Raw genomic sequence first — 16411 nt, 5'->3', positions numbered from 1 at the left:
AAGAGAGCGTTAACCTGTTCTTATTCAGTTATTTATTGAATTTCCAGGAGACTAAACCTGTGACCCACACTGCACATAAAGTTCTGATTGCCAACCGCGGCGAAATCGCTGTTCGTATTATTCGTGCCTGCCGGGACTATGGCGTGCAGTCCGTTGCGGTATACGCCAGGCCTGATTCAGATGCTTTACATGTCAAAATGGCTGATGAGGCCTGGTTGCTTGAAGGGGATTCCTCTGCAGACACCTATCTGAATATTGGTGCCCTGCTGGATATCGCTTCTCGCAGCGGGACTACCATGGTGCATCCTGGCTACGGTTTTCTCTCTGAACGAGCAGAATTTGCCCGTGCAGTACAGGCGGCCGGATTAATCTGGATTGGCCCTGCGCCTGAAACGATCGAACGGCTTGGCGATAAGGTTCAGGCGCGTAAAATTGCTTTAGCGGTGGGGGCTCCGTTAGTGACCGGAACGGCTGGGCCTGTCAGCGGCGCTGCTGAGGTAGTTGAATTTGCCACTCAGCATGGCCTGCCGATTGCAATTAAAGCGGCATTTGGTGGCGGTGGTCGCGGGCTTAAGATTGCCTGGAAACTCGATGAAGTGGCTGAACTCTATCATTCTGCAACCCGCGAAGCGCTGAGTGCTTTTGGGCGCGGAGAGTGTTATGTCGAGCAGTTTATTGACCGCCCGCGCCACATTGAAGCTCAGGTAATAGCCGATAATTACGGCAATATTGTCGTACTGGGTACGCGAGACTGTTCGCTACAACGGCGTAACCAAAAGCTGGTGGAAGAGGCCCCGGCACCCTTTACTAGCGATACCCAGCGTGAGCAAATTCACCGTGCAGCAGAGGATATCTGCCGCTATGCGGGTTACACCAGTGCCGGTACGGTAGAGTTTTTACTGGGCCAGGATGGCTTGCTCTCATTTCTGGAGGTCAATACCCGTTTACAGGTTGAACATCCGGTTACTGAGGAAGTCACCGGGCTGGATATTGTGGTGGAGCAATTACGCATAGCAGATGGTCAGCCTCTGAGTATCCAGAAAACCCCGGTATCCCGTGGTCATGCGTTTGAATTTCGTATCAACGCTGAAGATCCCGGGAAAGGATATTTGCCAACACCTGGAAAAATTACTGCTTTTCACGCACCTTCAGGTCCTGGCGTACGTCTGGATAGCGGCGTTGAAACGGGCTCCTCTGTTCCCGGGCATTATGATTCATTGATGGCCAAACTGATTATCACCGGACAAACCCGCGAGCAGGCGATTAGCCGTGCACGTCGTGCATTACGCGAGTTTCGTATTGAGGGTGTTGCCTCGGTATTGCCTTTCCATCGTGCCGTCATGGCAGACCCTGATTTTACTGAAAATTTTAATGTCCATACCCGCTGGATAGAAACTGATTTCACAGGTGATATCGCACCCGCAGAGCGTCAGAAACCTGCCAGCGATGACACTGTACTCCATAGCTGGATAGAGCTGGACGGTCGCCGGGTTTCATTAGGGCTACCGAGCCATTTATTCAGTGGACTTGCATCCCACCCCGGTTTACCCCAGGTCCCCGCCGCAGAGATTAACCAGCAGACTGTAAATAATGCTATCGATGCCCCCGTGACAGGGCAGTTATTCCGCTGGCTGGTCAGTGACGGTGAGTTGGTCCAGGCTGGGGATATCATCGCCATCATGGAAGCGATGAAAATGGAGGTTCAGGTTATCGCCGGGCATAGCGGGGAGCTTAAACATCTCGCGACTTCAGGTTCTCAGCTTCAGGCGGGGGATGTGTTAGGGGAGATTAATTAGAGTTATTCGCTAAAACCATTAACGTAAATGGAAATGCAAATTAAAATCATTATCATTTATTTCATAATTTATATATTCTCCTCACGTAACATTAACGTTTGCCGTGCACTGAAGCCTTCAGTTTCTGCTGCATAAAACGTTAATGTCTGACTTCTCAGACCATTTTTATTTGCTTTGGTCATGTTAACAGATTAACACAGTAATGCAGCGAAAGTCGTTGTTATTCAGTTTGTTACCGCGAGGTTTGGTTGATGTGGAACCTGAAAAGTTTGTTTCATAAACATGCTCAGGAAATTCAACGTTTTTTGCAGAAGCGCGGACATGGTCCCGATGTGGCTGCGGATTTAACCCAGGACGTATTTTTGCGTATCCTTGGCTCCAGTGGCCCAAAAAATGAGGATAATCCACGTGCTTATCTGCATATGGTCGCACGAAATATATCGGTAGACCTTTATCGTCGCGAGAAAATGGCCTCTATCGATTATTTATCCGAAGAGGAATACTGTGAGCTACCCGATGAATCACCCGATCCGGAAAAAATGATTTCAGATCGCCAGCAACTGGCGGTGCTGGAAAATGGTCTGACGGCATTGCCGGAACAAACCCGCCGGGCATTTGAACTCTATCGTCTGGGGGAGATGACTATTGCGGAAGTCGCTCAGGAGCTTGATCTCTCGGTGTCCTATACCTGGACTCTGGTTCGGCGTGCTTATCAGCACCTTCGTACCACGCTGGATGAAGACGTGAAAGACTGATAACGTTGCACCGCGACAGAAAGTCTATTTCCTTATAATCTATAGCTCCTTTATTTCTGTCGCGTCAGGGCAGCCGGAATTTGCCAATAATGACTGAAAAAATGTCGCAACATGACAAACTATTTGAAGAAGCTTTTGACCTGATTATCCGCCTGCACGGTGACCCGGCTAATCCGGCTGCGCGTGAACTGGCTGACCAATGGCGTGCTATTAGTACGCAGCATCAGGTGGTCTGGGCAGAAGCTATTAAGCTGCACAAGATGACCGGCAAAATGGTACAGGCTCGCAGTGAGGCCGTATTACAGCCAAAAGGACTCTCACGACGTCATTTTCTCTTGGGTAGTTCTGTTGCCGTTGCCGCGACAGCTGCAGGCATTATTTTTCTTCCCAACTCACTACTGCAATTAAAAGCCAGCCATCTGACCCTAACCGGTGAGCTACAGTCAGTCTCACTGGAGGATGGCTCACAGATTATTCTTGGCCCTGATAGCGCTATTGCCACGCACTACACGCCGAATGAACGTCGTATTGAACTCTTGCAAGGCATGGCATGGTTTGATGTTGCGGAAGATATTCGACGCCCATTTTTTGCCAGAGTAGAGGGCCTGGAAGTGACGACACGTAAAGGCGCATTTGATCTCAGTAGTGATGCCGGACGGTTGACGGTTGCTGTTGAGCAGGATGCCGTCGAAGCCGCTACTGTTGGATTACCACTATCATTAAATGAGTCTCTGGGAGCAGGCCACTGGCTGACCTTGAATGAAAAGGGAGAGCGGATCAAACGGGGAATTCGCCCTGTACAGCAACTGGCTTCATGGCGCAGCGGAATATTAGTGGCGGATGACGACCCTCTCGCTGTAGTCGTGGCCCGAATCGCTCGCTGGGTCCCCGGTAAAGTCGTGGTAGCAAGTAACGAGCTTGGCGCGCAGCGTATTAGCGGCGTTTATAATCTGTCCAATCCTCAACGCGCGCTGTCGCTGGCGATTCAATCTTCAGCCGGAAAAATGCGCGAAATCACCCCCTGGCTTACCGTTATTTCTCCGGTTTAAAATATTTTTTCTGTTTTTGAGAAAATTCTCAACTCCGGTGCGTTTTATTAACTGAGAACGGGTTCGCATTGCCTGCGGAAAACCTGCGTACTGATTAATAATACCTGCGGAGTTAACATGAAGTCTGTGATGTGCAAGCGCGCGCCGTCGCGCAATGATAAAAAATGGCTGGTGGCATCCGTATTCCGGATCAGCACGCTTTCTCTGGCATTGATGTCTTTTCAACAGGGGGCGTTTGCACAAACATCTCCAGTGACCTTCAATATTCCGGCAGGTCCTCTGTCTGGCGCTCTGGCTGAATTCGGGCGTCAGTCCGGCCTGCAAATCAGTTATCCATCCGAATATACAACGGGCAAGCAATCCGCGGGTGTCAGTGGGGCTGTGCCTGCTCAAGTGGCGCTGGGGCAGCTACTCCAGGGTTCCGGACTTTCATGGCAGTTTGTTAATAGTGATAGCATCACATTGACGCTAAATAGCGCAACGGCGTCATCGGCGGATGATTCTATGATGCTGGACACCATCGCAGTCTATGGCCATGTGGGTGATAATCCCGCGGATGCACCCTGGAGAGGAGCGGGTTCCAGGGCTCATCTTTCGGCGGCAGAAGTCGAACGCTTTAGCGGCACATCGGTAGGGGATTTTTTATCCGGGATCCCTGGTGTACTGAATGGTGATGGCCGAAATTCCGGGGCGCTTGACGTGAATATCCGTGGTTTACAGGGGCAGGGACGAGTACCCGTACTGGTGGACGGTGCTAGCCAGGAAACAACGGTTTATCAGGGCTATAACGGAGCGAATGCCAGAACTTACATCGATCCTGACTTTATTGGTTCGGTCGATATTGAAAAAGGCGCAAGCATGGGAGCCGATTCTGCAGGAGCTGTCGGCGGCATCGTGCGGATGAATACCATTGGCGTGCAGGATATTCTGCTGCCCGGGCATAAGATAGGCGTTCGGTTAAAGGGAAATTTTAACACCAACAGCCGTAGTGCTCCCGCTCCAGGAACCAGTGGTGGTGTGACAAATACCGGGACTTACTGGGAATGGGATGAGTTCCCGACCAGCTTTGGCCAGCCTCATGGTATGAACCGCCCGGCATTTCTGAAACCTACCGGGGGCTCCGGGAGCCTTGCTATCGCCGGAACTACCGACTCAATAGACTTGGTAGCCGCCTATGCCCAGCGTTATAACGGTAACTACTATGCGGGAAAAAACGGCAGCGGTGCCGCCCGTATCCAGATATCCGAGCCAGAGGACTGGGGAAAAGTAGTGGTTTCCGATAGCAATCCGCTGACGCCATACCGCGCAGGGGAGCAGGTGATGAATACCTCACGTGAAACCGAGTCCTGGCTGCTCAAAAGCAAATTTCGCATGGATGGAGGCCACACTCTGGAGCTCGGTTATTCCCGCTATCTGAGCAATTACGGCAATATTCTGGGTTCCCAGGCACTGAGTTTCTTCGGTAACCCCCCTTATCAAAGCTTGCTGAGTACTATTGACCTTGCCACCTGGACCGGCCGTTATAGCTGGAAGCCCGAAGACAGTAATCTGATTGACGTCAAAGTGGATACTTTCTATTCCGATGTCGATAACCGTGTTAACTCCGTCTTTAACAGCAGCGGTGTACTTTACCCGCAGTATTTCTGGCTGGCGTCTAATCGCTGGGGAGGCAATGCCTCAAATACTTCACGTTTCTACAATGATATTGCCGATGTGAGCTGGCAGTATGGCGGATCCTTTACCCGGGAAAATGTTGGTCTGCCGGATGGCGTAGATCCTGCGACGATGCTTAACTCACGTTTTGGCTGGCGTAAAGAATACAGTGGCTTTACAACGCTGGAAGTGAAACCTCTGGACTGGGTGACCTTAAGCGGTAACCTGCGTTATAGCACGTTTGAAAGCCATGATCGTAGCCCGATGCTGACAGATGACATTAATCGCAAGGATCATGGTTGGTCACCTGTGATCAGTTTAACCCTGGAGCCACTGGAAGGTTTCCAGCTCTACAGTAAATATGGCAGTGTGCTGCGCTCACCAAGTATTTTTGAGTCTATTACCGGGCCGTCATTCAGTACTGTGCTGGCTGAAACCACGGTGGCTCCGGAACGTAATAATAGTCTCGAACTGGGCGCTAATTATCTGATGGATGGCGTGTTGTTACCTGAGGATAAACTGCGTTTCCACGGTGGATGGTTCAGCAACCATATCAATAACTATATTACCCGCGGCAACGTTAAATATATTACTGCCAGCGGCAGAGAGTCCTATCAACTGGGACGAATGAACCTCGACTACGCCGAAATGCGTGGTTTTGAACTGTCGGCTCAGTACGACAGCGGCAGAGTATTCGGTAGCCTGGCCTGGAACCACTACACCGATATGATGTTCTGTGCCAAAGAGGGTGTGCTGACACCGACCGCAGCCCGCTGTGCGCCGGGTGGTTTATATAACAGTTTCTCACAGCAACAGGTGCCGCCAAAAGATACTCTGACTCTGGATCTTGGGTCGCGTTTCCTTGACAGTGACCTGACCGTGGGGACGCGTATTAGCTATGTCGGTAGCCGATTTGTCGATGGGATGGGCGTCACGGATGAGAGCGGACAAGTTTCCGGGCAGTATTCCATTGCTCCTTCTAAATGGAATCCGTACACCCTGGTTGATCTCTACGCCAGCTACAAACTGAATCAGAATGCCAGCTTCGATATGACAGTGGATAACCTTACTGACCGCTATTACGTTGATGCCTTGAACACGATACCGGTTCCGGCACCAGGCCGTACTCTACGCGGTGGATTTACTCTGAAGTTCTAATACAGTATTCCGGCGTATTTGTGATTAAGCAGGTACGTCGGAACATTATTATAAGTTCTGTGGTTTTTCGCGGCGAAAACCGAGGCCAATAATCCAGCCAAAAATATAGGGTAGAAAACGATAGCGTTTAATGATTCCGGGCAGGGGGCTGATCTGGCCCGGTTCGCGTTTTTTTCCACTCATTTTAATTTGAATAAACTGCGTGGCGCGAGTAGGAAACTGGCGACGACGTTGTACTTTATTTAAGTGCTCAAGCCCGACTTTACCCCGTAACAAAGGCCGGGTCAGAAGATTCGCTGTGGCAACTGCATCCTGAATCGCCAGGTTTACCCCAACGCCACCAATTGGTGACATGGCATGTGCGGCATCGCCAATACAGAGTACGCCTTGTTTTGCCCAATGGTCGAGACGGTCGATGCGAATATCCAGCAACCGCAACTGACTCCATTGCTTCAATTCTTCCATACGTGATTCCGGGAACGGAGCGACAGTCGCGACCTGCTGCTTAAATGCTTCAATACCGGCCAGGGCAAGCTCGGGGTATTGCCCTTTAATAATGGAATAGCCGCACTGCCAGAAGTGACCGCGATCGATCATAATAAAATTCTGTTTTGGGCCTTTATGCCCCATCCCCCATTGAGGGTCTGAATCGTGTTTATCCAACTGGAACCAGACCACATCACGCGGTGCGCCAAATGACTGGCCGCTGAACCCGGCTTTTTTACGAACGCTTGAGTGGCGTCCATCACAACCGATAACCAGGCTCGTGTGTATATCAAGCGGCTTACCCTCCATCATCAGGCGCGCGCCTGTAACCTGCTGGCCTTGATAGATAAAATCATCAAACTCACAGGATCGCAGCAAAGTGAAATCTGGATATTCAGCAGCCCGACTGGCAAGAAAATTGAGAAAATCCCACTGAGGCATAAAAGCGATAAATTTACATTTGACCGGGAGGCGGGAAAAATCAGCCAGGGTGACTTCTTCCCCGCCAATTTCTGCTTTCAGGCGTTCAGCTCGCTGGTGGGGGAGCTTGAGCAGGTCATTCAGTAGCCCGAGCTGATGCATGACCTGTAAAGTTGAAGGATGGATAGTATCGCCGCGAAAATCACGCAAAAAATCCGCGTGTTTCTCGGCGACAATAACCTTCACCCCTGCGCGTGCCAGCAAGTACCCCAGCATTAAACCGGCTGGCCCACCACCGACGATACAGCAGTCGGCGGTCAGCAAATCTGTGGTCTGAGCCATAACCATTCTCCCGGTAAGATAAACGATACGCCTATATAATAATGCTTATCATTCTCTTTATCGAGCCGGGAGAAAAATTTGTTCGGGGACTATTTTACCTCAACCGCATATTTTTCAACCGGGGTGATATGTTTAATCAGTTTATTATCAAACAGAAATTGTTCGTAGGCCTGATAACGGGCGGTATCCAGATAAGCAGGGTCGCTGGCGAAGAAGGGTAATGTCTTCAGCCAGGCCTGGCGGTTAAGTTCGGTATTTAACTCCGGATGGCTGGTGGCAAAAGCCTTCCAGGTTTCTTCCGGGTGAGCCTGTAAATAGTCATTCCCTTTTTTTAACGCCGCGAGGAGTTTGGCTACTTTCGGCTGGGCTGTATCATCCTTGTTGGCCACTATAATCAGTTCGTCATAAGCCGGGATCCCGTAATCTTCAATGTTAAATACCACCGGCTCTTTGCCTTGAAGCTGCAATTCCAGCGCTTCAATATTGCGATAGCCGCCGATAACGGCATCGACTTGTCCCGCCAGCAGTGCTCCGCTGAGCTGGAAGTTGACATTTACTGGCGAAACATCACTCAGTGTGAGTCCCTGAGTTTTTAGCATAGTGCCGAGCGTGACTTCTTCAATTCCTGAAACGGAATAACCGATTTTTTTTCCCTTTAATCCTGCTGGAGAGGTGATATTTTTATCCAGGGTGATAATCGTATTTAGCGGGGTGTTCACCAGGGTGCCTATACGCACTAATGGGAGTCCCTGGTCGGCAAAAAAGTGTAGCTGTGGCTGATAGGTAATCGCAAAATCCGTTTTTTTAGCTGCCACCAGTCGCGGTGGCAGTGAAGGGTCGGATGGCGGTACGATTTCGACCTCAAGACCTTCATCTTTAAAGGCCCCGATTTGTTCGGCAACGATAATCGGGGCGTGATCCGGGTTGAGATACCAGTCCAGCATCAGCGAGACTTTTTCCGCCGCAGAGGCAGGGCTGACAATTATGGCTGTCAGTAGCAGAGCACAGAGATTTTTTTTCATCATTTTCTAATCCTTGAGTTAAAAAATAAAATTATTCAGCTGCCCAGTTCACCAGGCGATTTAGCAGGCTATCAACCAGAATCCAAAGCAGTACCGTCATGAGGATGAGGATAAACAGCGCGGCAAAGAGCTGGTCGGTTTGCATACGCGCGTTAGCATTGAGCATCAAATAGCCCAGCCCTTCGGCAGAACCGACCCACTCGCCGATAATGGCGCCGATAGGCGCAATCGCCGCAGCCATTCGCAGGCCTGTGCCAAAGGCCGGAAGGGCCGCCATCAGCCGGACATGACGCAGTTGTGCCCAGGGTGAAGCCCCCAGAGTTCTGGCGAGATCGAGATAGTCAGCGTTGACGCGTCTTAGTCCATCAAAAAAGGCAGAGGTTACGGGGAAAAAGATGACCAGCACCGCCATCGCAACCTTGGCGCTCATGCCAAAGCCGAACCACAGCACCAGCAGTGGCGCGAGTGCAAATACCGGTATTGCCTGGCTTGTCAGTACCAGCGGCATTAGCCAGCGTTGCAGTCGAGGAGAGTAGATCATCCCCAGGGCCAGCAACACGCCGAGCAAAACCCCCAGCACCAGGCCACTCAACACTTCCGAGGCCGTCACTAACGTGTGATAAGCCAGATAACCTTGCCCTTGCCATAACGCCTGTGCCACGGCAATTGGGGAAGGGAGTAGAAACGCGGGTATCGAGCCTAAGGTTGCCAGCCACCAGAGTACTAACAAACCGGTAAAGACCACCGCACCACGCACCCAGCGAGCCAGACGGCCGTCTGGTTGAGCCATCATGTAGCCCCTCTTACTAGCTGTTGGAGTAACTCTGCCTGGCTTTTCAGCAAGTCAGGATCATCGGGGGAACGCGGTGGCAGACCATTGATATGGTGACTGTCATCAATGCCAGCCGGGTATTGCGATAAAACTAACAGGCGGTGGCTAAGGCGGCAGGCCTCCATAGGGTCATGGGTGATAAGCAATACGGTGTGGTCAGTCAAAAGCTCAGCAGCCAGCGTCTGAATCGTTGTGCGGGTGATGGTATCCAGTGCAGAAAAAGGCTCATCCATCAGCACAATAGGCTGACGCTCATAGAGCGTGCGTGCAATAGCCGCCCGCTGCCGCATCCCTCCTGAAAGCGCCGCCGGGCGATCGCCGCCGTGACCGCTGAGCCCGACGCGCTCCAGTAAGTGTGTTGCCCACTCCAGGTCAGCTTTTTCGCCGCGCAGACGAGGGCCGAGCGTGATATTTTCTATGACGGTCAACCAGGGATACAGCAAGTCTTGCTGACCCATATAGGCAATCCGCCCCGCGACCGGCAGACCGTCGCTGGCAGTGACTTTGCCTGAAGTAGCGGTCGTCAGCCCGGCGATAATTTTCAGCAAACTGGTTTTTCCCGCACCGCTGGCACCCAGCATACCTACAAAGGTTCCGCCTTTAATTTGGAAATTTAACTTTTCAAAAATAACCCTCGATCCAAAACGGAGTGTTAAATCACGGACTTCAATTCCCGGTCGTGGCGAGATTCCGTTCACCCTATGAGCCCCGATTTTTCAGCTGCGTTCAGCCCCATCTGCCAGAAGGCAGATTCCAGGCGGGTCGCGGTGGTGAAGATTTCACTTAATCGTGTAAAACGCGCGCTTGCCCCACGTTCCTGACCTACACGATCGAGCATCTCTATCGCCGCTTGAACGCCATTCAAATAACCCGGATCGCTGTAGTTCTGCATCCAGGAAGCATAAGGGTTACCTTCCATAACGGTATTCGGGCAATTGAGCAATTTCAGACCGACTTCGGCATAACCTGCCACACAAGGAAGCAGCGCAACCAGTAACTCAAGTGCATCTCCGGTGTGGCCAATATCCAGGACATAGCGGGTATAGTTGACGGTTTCACTGGCTTCCGGTTCAGCAGCCATCTGCTCTTCACTGAGTCCCCATCCGGCGCAGTAACCCACATGTAGCGGTAATTCAGCCACGATATTATTCAACGACCCGACAGCTGCGCGGATTTCAGGCAGGGTATGAAATTTGGTGGCCAGTAAAGCGTAGGCGCGGGCGAAATGTATCAGGAACAAATAGTCCTGAGTCAGATAACGGCGGAAAGCGACTTCTGGCAGAGTGCCAGCGCCAAGTTGTTGCAGAAAAGGATGAGAAACATAGTGTTGCCAGTCTTGTCCGGCGCTTTCACGCAGACGGCCAAACAGACCATATTCAAACATTGAAACAGACATAAGATCTCCAAAAAATGGTGGAGATCCGGGGTGCGCGGCGGTGTGAAGAGTCAAAGCACAGCTGTGCCTGACAACCCGTCCCTTCGCTGGCATGACCCAGATCAGGTTCAAAGGGTTCGGCATTACTACTGCCATCTCAGCCCATTACAGGACACCCCTCGGAGATGCTTGTTATACGATATTTATTTTTGTATTACAACATAATGCGGGGTAGGGCTAAGGGGGCATGCTGCTATAAGCATATGCGGGAGGCGAGTTTACAGGCATAGAAAATAGGGACTAACGTTCAAGATGATTCTTAGGGCAACTCCGAAACTCTTTAATAATTTATAGTTACATGTTGATAATAAAAACTGAAATAATTATCATTTTTATTCAAATTGTGAGGATTTTCTCTCTCTGACTGCCCTTTTGGGGTAGCCCAAAAGATAATTTAAGGGTTGTTCTAATGAGATTTACCGCCTTATACGCCGCGATGATGTTGTGTCTGACCTCCTCTGTCTATGCACAAACCACGACAAATGCGGATGATGAATTGATTGTCAGTGCAACCCGTACTGATGGCTCAAGTAATGATTCACCTCAGGTTATTAAGATCATTACCGCAAAAGAGATAGCGCAGCAGCGAGAGCTGACTTCGGATACTTCACAGATCCTCAGTAACCTATTACCCTCATTTTCGCCTTCCAGACAAAAACTATCAGGTAGTGGTGAAACACTCAGGGGGCGAACTCCCTTAGTGATGATCGACGGTATCCCACAATCAAATCCGTTACGTCCAACTGGGCGTGAAATGCATACGATCGATGCTTCAATGATCGAGCGTATTGAAGTGATTAAAGGGGCTAATGCGAGTAATGGTATCGGTGCAACCGGGGGTGTTATTAATATCATTACTAAACGCGCCCAGCCAGGTAAGGTAAATCAGCACTTCAGCATAGAAACAACCACACCGACCTCAGAGCTTGACCACAATACGCTTTCCTATAAAACCAACTACAGCGTGAATGGTAGCGAAGAGTATCTCGATTATATGTTTGCCCTGAGTTATGAAGATCAGGGTTTATTCAAAGATGCCAATAACAATGCGATAGGGGTTGATAATACCCAGGGGGATCTGATGGATTCTCGCGCATGGGATATGATGGCGAAAGTAGGATACTGGCTGGATAACGATCAGCGCGTACAGCTCAGTATTAACCGTTACAGATTAAAAAATAAAAATAATTATCTGAGTGTCAGAGGTGACCGCGCGGCTGGTTTACTGACAACATCCGTGAGAGGTACACCGGAAGGAAGTGCACCTCATAACGATGTCTGGACGGTGGGAACCACCTACGATAATTATGATTTTGCCGGTATGAAACTCACGGCACTGCTCTACTATCAGCGCTACGAGGCATTATTCGGAGCCACTAACTCTTCATCATTCCAGGATCCGACCATTGCTCCTATCGGTACACTGTACGATCAGAGCCGCGCTTATACCGATAAATACGGCAGTAAAATTGCACTGACAAAAGACGATCTCTGGGATGATAAAATTAAAGCTACGGTAGGCTTCGATACCTTATTTGATAACTCAAAACAGGATCTGTGGTCGACTAAACGTACTTACGTTCCTGAAATAAAATACACCGATCTCTCACCTTTCCTGCAACTGGAATATGCACCGATAGAATCGGTTACGCTCAGCGGGGGAGTACGTTACGAGTACGCTCGTTTGAATATTAATAGTTATCAAACGGTATGGGCTAACGATAATGTCAGTGTTCAAGGCGGAACCCCTACGTTTAATAAGACATTGTATAATGCGGGTATTGTCTGGACGCTATTTGAGCCAGTGAGTTTATTCGCCAGTTATAATGAAGGTTTTACGGTTCCTGATGTGGGTCGTGTATTGCGCGGTATTGATACTCCGGGCGTCAGACTGGACGATTACAGTGGTTTACAGCCAATCGTCACAAAAAACAGCGAAGTCGGTATTCGGGTCCAACAATCTGCATTTGATTTTGAAGCCAGCTATTATAAATCAACTTCAAAACTGGGAAGTCGGGTTGAATTACTGGACGATGCCTTTGTTGCCCGTCGTGAAAAAACTGAAATAGATGGCATGGAAATCAGTGCGGGTTATCGTCCTAATGAGGATCATAAATTAACGCTTGCCTGGTCACATATGCGCGGTCGTTATGACAGTAATGACGACGGACAGCTTGATGCGAAACTGGATGGTTTAAATATCGCACCCGATCGTATCATTGCCAGCTGGTCTGCTAACTGGGATCCAAAGCTAAGTACCTTCTTACAGGCCAACTGGGCTTTGGGTAAAACCTTTGACGATCAGAATAAAGACTTTTCCGGTTATGCATTAGTTGATGCTGCCGTCGCTTATCGCCTGCCTCATGGTAAGTTAAGCCTTGGTGTCAGTAATCTGTTGAATAAACAGTACATCACGTATTATTCGCAAAGTGCTTCTGTTGATCCGGATCGTTATTTTGCAGGGCGTGGCCGTACTGCGACACTGGGTTACAGTATTGATTTTTGATTAGGATTGCCCCCTAACCGGGGGCAATAGTATTAATAATGAAAAATGATTATCCGTTTTCGCTCTTGCGTCGTCGTTGCTTGCAGGCGTTATTGCTGGGCAGTGTTTCGCCTACATTATTTGCAGCGCCTTCTCGCCAGCCGCGCGTCGTTTCCTTGTTCCAGGGATCAACGGATAGTTTGGTGGCATTGGGCGTGACGCCCGACGGTATTGTGGAATCCTGGGCGGAAAAACCGGTTTATCGCTATCTGCGTCCTTACCTTTCTGGCGTCCCGCAGTTAGGGCTGGAAACCCAGCCTTCGCTTGAGAAAATTGCCCTCATTAAACCTGATATCATTTTTGCCTCGCGTTTTCGTCACCAGGATGTCGCTCCCTTGATGGAAAAGATTGCTCCGGTCATGTTGCTGGACGATGTTTTTGAATTTAAGAAAACATTACAGGTTGTGGCGGAAAGCCTGTCGTTAACGGATCGTGGCAGTGAATTACTGACTGAGTGGTCACAGCGGACCGCTATCATTCGCGAACGGGTTGGAAAACAGTTTACTTCTCCGGCACCTCCGCAGGTTTCCGTGATTGAAATCCGCCCCGATCATATTCGTCGCTATACCGCTCATAGTTTTCCAGGCTCAGTAATGTCTGAACTGGGTTTTGGCTGGCAGGAGCAAGATACCCAGACGCGCAATTCATCAATCCGTTTTTCCAGCATGGAAAATATTCCGCTGCTGGATGCGGATATCTTTTTTATTTTGTTACGCGCCAATAGCCCGGCAATTACTCGTCAGTATCACAGCCTGGTTGCTCATCCTCTGTGGAAACAGCTGAAAGCGGTAAAAATGAACCAGTTATGGGAAGTCGATAGCGTTCCCTGGAGTTTATCGGGTGGCATTCTCGGTGCAAACCAGATACTAACCGATGTTGATAACGCCATGATAGGGCGGAAGGCATGAGAAAAGGACTATTCTCAGGTACTATTTTATTGATTATTCTGGTAATTCTGAGCCTGATGACGGGCCCTCAATTCTACTCTTTAACGCAACTGATGAATGCGTTATTCCACAATGACCCAACCCGTACCGTTGATATTATTATTCACACCTCCAGGATCCCCCGGACTTTACTGGCAATGGGAGTAGGCGCCTTTCTTGCCGTTGCCGGTGGATTAATGCAAGCCTTGACGCGTAACCCGCTGGCTTCTCCGGGGCTGTTTGGTGTCAACGCTGGAGCAGCATTATTCATTGTTTTTGCCGGTAGTTTTTTTGCCATAAGCACTCCCGGAAGTAGCTTACTACTGGCTTTCTGCGGTGCATGTGCGACCGGAACACTGGTGTGGTTTGCGAGCAAAGTCAGTAACGGGCAGCTTAATCCATTGCGTCTGGTACTGGCAGGGGTAGCCATTACGGCTCTGTGTAATGCTTTTACCCAGGCTATTCTGGTTATCGATCAAGAGAGTCTTGATACCATGCTTTTCTGGCTGGCGGGAAGCCTTGCCCGAAGTGATGGTGCCAGCATCTATCCGGTATTAATTTTCGGAGGGGTATTGGTCATTCTGGCCTGTATGTTTGCCGGACAGATGAGCGTGCTCAATGCCGGGGAAGATATTGCCCGAGGATTGGGTCAGAATATTGCGCGGGTGCGTTTACTCGCCAGCATTATGGTGGTGGGTCTGGCAGGTTGTGCCGTTGCCCTTGCGGGGAATATCGGTTTTATCGGTCTTATTGTACCGCACATTGCCCGCCAGCTATTTGGCAGTCATCTTAACCGCTCCTTGCCTGCTTGTGCTCTGCTTGGTGCATTATTGTTGCTTGCGGCAGATATTCTTGCCCGAATCGTTATTTTACCTCAGGAAGTCCCTGTCGGGGTGATGACCGCTTTGATGGGCGCGCCATTTTTTATTCTGTTAGCCCAGCGCGGAGGAAAATATGCCTGATAGCCAGATTTTCCGTTGTGGCCCATTACAGCGTGAGTATTCGCCGGCTCTTCTACCGGTTTTTCTGCTGTGCTGCACTGCCACGCTATTAATTATCGTTAGCGCATTGAGTATTGGCGAAGTGGTTTTCAGTCTACCGCAAACTCTGAAATTGCTGTTTGAGCCGGATACCAGCGCGCAGAGTTTTATTTTGCATGAACTGCGACTGCCGCGTGTCATTCTCGCCTTACTTGCTGGCGGAGGATTAGGTATTGCAGGACTCATTATGCAGACCCTGGTACGTAATCCCCTGGCGTCGCCGGATACGCTTGGTGTCACAACGGGAGCCAGTGTCGGAGCATTAGTCTGGTTATCATTTTTTAGCCTCAAGTACGGTAGCTCGCCAATGCCCTATGCGGCCATGACCGGTGCAGCCGTAGCAGTCGGATTAATTTTCCTGCTTTCATGGCGTAGTGGTGCCACTCCCTTAAGGCTAATTCTTACCGGGGTAGGAGTTTCGGCTCTTGCCGGTGCCGGGGTCACGCTGATTCTCGTTTTTAGTCCGCTAACGACGACTTTTTCAGCCTGGGTATGGCTGAGTGGCAGTGTTTATGCCGCAAGCTGGGAGAAAGTACGCCAGTTGCTGGGCATCTATTTATGGGCTCTGCCAATTTTGCTGATGCTACTTCGCTATATGAAAATACTCCAGCTGAATGATCATCTTGCGATTGGTCTGGGGGTATCAATCCACCCTCGCAGGATATTATTACTTCTGGCTTGTGTGATTTTATCAGGTGGCGCTATTTCGTTAGTGGGTGCAATGGCCTTTGTTGGTTTAATAGCCCCGCACCTCGCCAGATTGATTGTTCGCAGTGGATTTTTCAGTCAGCTATTGATAACGGCCTGTTGCGGCGGATGTATGGTGATTATTGCCGATCTCCTTGCCAGAACGCTATTTCTACCCGCAGACCTGCCCGCGGGTATTTTTGTTGCTCTGGCTGGGGCCCCGTTATTTTTATGGTTACTTATTCGGCAGCGGACATAACCTGAT

The 16411-nt window shown here is 50.0% G+C and carries 13 protein-coding genes and 1 riboswitch; of the genes, 8 read left to right on the top strand and 5 right to left on the bottom strand.

Annotation, left to right across the window (positions count from 1 at the left end; all coding sequences use genetic code 11):
- The first annotated feature begins 59 nt into the window (after positions 1-59).
- The 4 genes from M2387_RS11625 (at position 60) to M2387_RS11610 (ending at position 6411) form a co-directional block, all read left to right on the top strand.
- On the top strand, positions 60-1796 hold the full coding sequence (locus tag M2387_RS11625) for an acetyl/propionyl/methylcrotonyl-CoA carboxylase subunit alpha (RefSeq protein WP_259049427.1): 1737 nt from the start codon (positions 60-62) through the stop codon (positions 1794-1796).
- 251 nt (positions 1797-2047) lie between these two features.
- Positions 2048-2551: an RNA polymerase sigma factor gene (locus tag M2387_RS11620; RefSeq protein WP_259049425.1), complete on the top strand. Its 504-nt coding sequence runs from the start codon at positions 2048-2050 to the stop codon at positions 2549-2551.
- An 89-nt stretch (positions 2552-2640) separates the two neighbouring features.
- A complete protein-coding gene (locus tag M2387_RS11615; protein ID WP_259049423.1) occupies positions 2641-3600 on the top strand; it encodes a FecR family protein in 960 nt (319 codons plus the stop codon).
- A 117-nt stretch (positions 3601-3717) separates the two neighbouring features.
- Positions 3718-6411, top strand: coding sequence for a TonB-dependent receptor (locus tag M2387_RS11610; protein WP_259049421.1), 2694 nt, complete (start codon positions 3718-3720; stop codon positions 6409-6411).
- A 48-nt stretch (positions 6412-6459) separates the two neighbouring features.
- Here the strand turns inward: M2387_RS11610 and M2387_RS11605 are convergent, their stop codons facing one another.
- The 5 genes from M2387_RS11605 to M2387_RS11585 all read right to left on the bottom strand — a co-directional run bounded on the left by M2387_RS11605 (position 6460) and on the right by M2387_RS11585 (position 10909).
- Positions 6460-7659 carry an FAD-dependent oxidoreductase gene (locus tag M2387_RS11605; protein ID WP_259049418.1) on the bottom strand — a complete coding sequence of 400 codons (1200 nt, stop codon included), beginning with the start codon at positions 7657-7659 and terminating at the stop codon, positions 6460-6462.
- A gap of 89 nt (positions 7660-7748) precedes the next feature.
- A complete protein-coding gene (locus M2387_RS11600; protein WP_259049416.1) occupies positions 7749-8684 on the bottom strand; it encodes an ABC transporter substrate-binding protein in 936 nt (311 codons plus the stop codon).
- A gap of 28 nt (positions 8685-8712) precedes the next feature.
- The gene (locus tag M2387_RS11595; protein ID WP_409039901.1) at positions 8713-9471 is read right to left on the bottom strand and encodes an ABC transporter permease; all 759 of its coding nucleotides are present in this window, start codon (positions 9469-9471) and stop codon (positions 8713-8715) included.
- A complete protein-coding gene (locus M2387_RS11590) occupies positions 9471-10211 on the bottom strand; it encodes an ABC transporter ATP-binding protein (protein ID WP_259049413.1) in 741 nt (246 codons plus the stop codon). The genes M2387_RS11595 and M2387_RS11590 overlap by 1 nt, the downstream gene beginning before the upstream one ends.
- Entirely contained in the window at positions 10208-10909 is a 702-nt protein-coding gene (locus M2387_RS11585; RefSeq protein ID WP_259049411.1) for a TenA family protein, read from the bottom strand. The genes M2387_RS11590 and M2387_RS11585 overlap by 4 nt, the downstream gene beginning before the upstream one ends.
- A 61-nt stretch (positions 10910-10970) precedes the next feature.
- A riboswitch (TPP riboswitch) is annotated at positions 10971-11078 on the bottom strand.
- A 279-nt stretch (positions 11079-11357) separates the two neighbouring features.
- On the opposite strand from M2387_RS11585, the gene M2387_RS11580 reads away from it, so the two are divergent.
- From M2387_RS11580 to M2387_RS11565, 4 genes are read left to right on the top strand one after another with little or no spacing between them, the layout of a single operon-like run.
- Positions 11358-13454 carry a TonB-dependent receptor gene (locus M2387_RS11580; protein ID WP_409039817.1) on the top strand — a complete coding sequence of 699 codons (2097 nt, stop codon included), beginning with the start codon at positions 11358-11360 and terminating at the stop codon, positions 13452-13454.
- A gap of 35 nt (positions 13455-13489) precedes the next feature.
- Positions 13490-14401, top strand: a complete 912-nt coding sequence (locus M2387_RS11575) for an ABC transporter substrate-binding protein (RefSeq protein WP_409039899.1) — start codon at positions 13490-13492, stop codon at positions 14399-14401.
- Positions 14398-15381 (top strand): FecCD family ABC transporter permease, encoded by a 984-nt coding sequence (locus tag M2387_RS11570; RefSeq protein WP_259049409.1) that lies wholly within the window; start codon positions 14398-14400, stop codon positions 15379-15381. Before M2387_RS11575 ends, M2387_RS11570 begins: the two co-directional genes overlap by 4 nt.
- Positions 15374-16405, top strand: coding sequence for a FecCD family ABC transporter permease (locus M2387_RS11565; protein ID WP_259049408.1), 1032 nt, complete (start codon positions 15374-15376; stop codon positions 16403-16405). Before M2387_RS11570 ends, M2387_RS11565 begins: the two co-directional genes overlap by 8 nt.
- Positions 16406-16411 lie beyond the last annotated feature (6 nt).

The sequence above is a fragment of the Klebsiella sp. BIGb0407 genome (genome assembly GCF_024807845.1).
GTDB lineage: Bacteria > Pseudomonadota > Gammaproteobacteria > Enterobacterales > Enterobacteriaceae > JGM124.
This window is presented reverse-complemented; position numbering and strand designations above follow the sequence as displayed.

Excerpts from the sequence above, each read along its gene's own strand:
- M2387_RS11620 (WP_259049425.1), top strand. The coding sequence starts at position 2,048 with ATGTGGAACCTGAAAAGTTTGTTTCATAAACATGCTCAGGAAATTCAA.
- M2387_RS11615 (WP_259049423.1), top strand. The coding sequence starts at position 2,641 with ATGACTGAAAAAATGTCGCAACATGACAAACTATTTGAAGAAGCTTTT.
- M2387_RS11610 (WP_259049421.1), top strand. The coding sequence starts at position 3,718 with ATGAAGTCTGTGATGTGCAAGCGCGCGCCGTCGCGCAATGATAAAAAA.
- M2387_RS11605 (WP_259049418.1), bottom strand. The coding sequence starts at position 7,659 with ATGGCTCAGACCACAGATTTGCTGACCGCCGACTGCTGTATCGTCGGT.
- M2387_RS11600 (WP_259049416.1), bottom strand. The coding sequence starts at position 8,684 with ATGATGAAAAAAAATCTCTGTGCTCTGCTACTGACAGCCATAATTGTC.
- M2387_RS11595 (WP_409039901.1), bottom strand. The coding sequence starts at position 9,471 with ATGGCTCAACCAGACGGCCGTCTGGCTCGCTGGGTGCGTGGTGCGGTG.
- M2387_RS11585 (WP_259049411.1), bottom strand. The coding sequence starts at position 10,909 with ATGTCTGTTTCAATGTTTGAATATGGTCTGTTTGGCCGTCTGCGTGAA.
- M2387_RS11580 (WP_409039817.1), top strand. The coding sequence starts at position 11,358 with ATGAGATTTACCGCCTTATACGCCGCGATGATGTTGTGTCTGACCTCC.
- M2387_RS11570 (WP_259049409.1), top strand. The coding sequence starts at position 14,398 with ATGAGAAAAGGACTATTCTCAGGTACTATTTTATTGATTATTCTGGTA.
- M2387_RS11565 (WP_259049408.1), top strand. The coding sequence starts at position 15,374 with ATGCCTGATAGCCAGATTTTCCGTTGTGGCCCATTACAGCGTGAGTAT.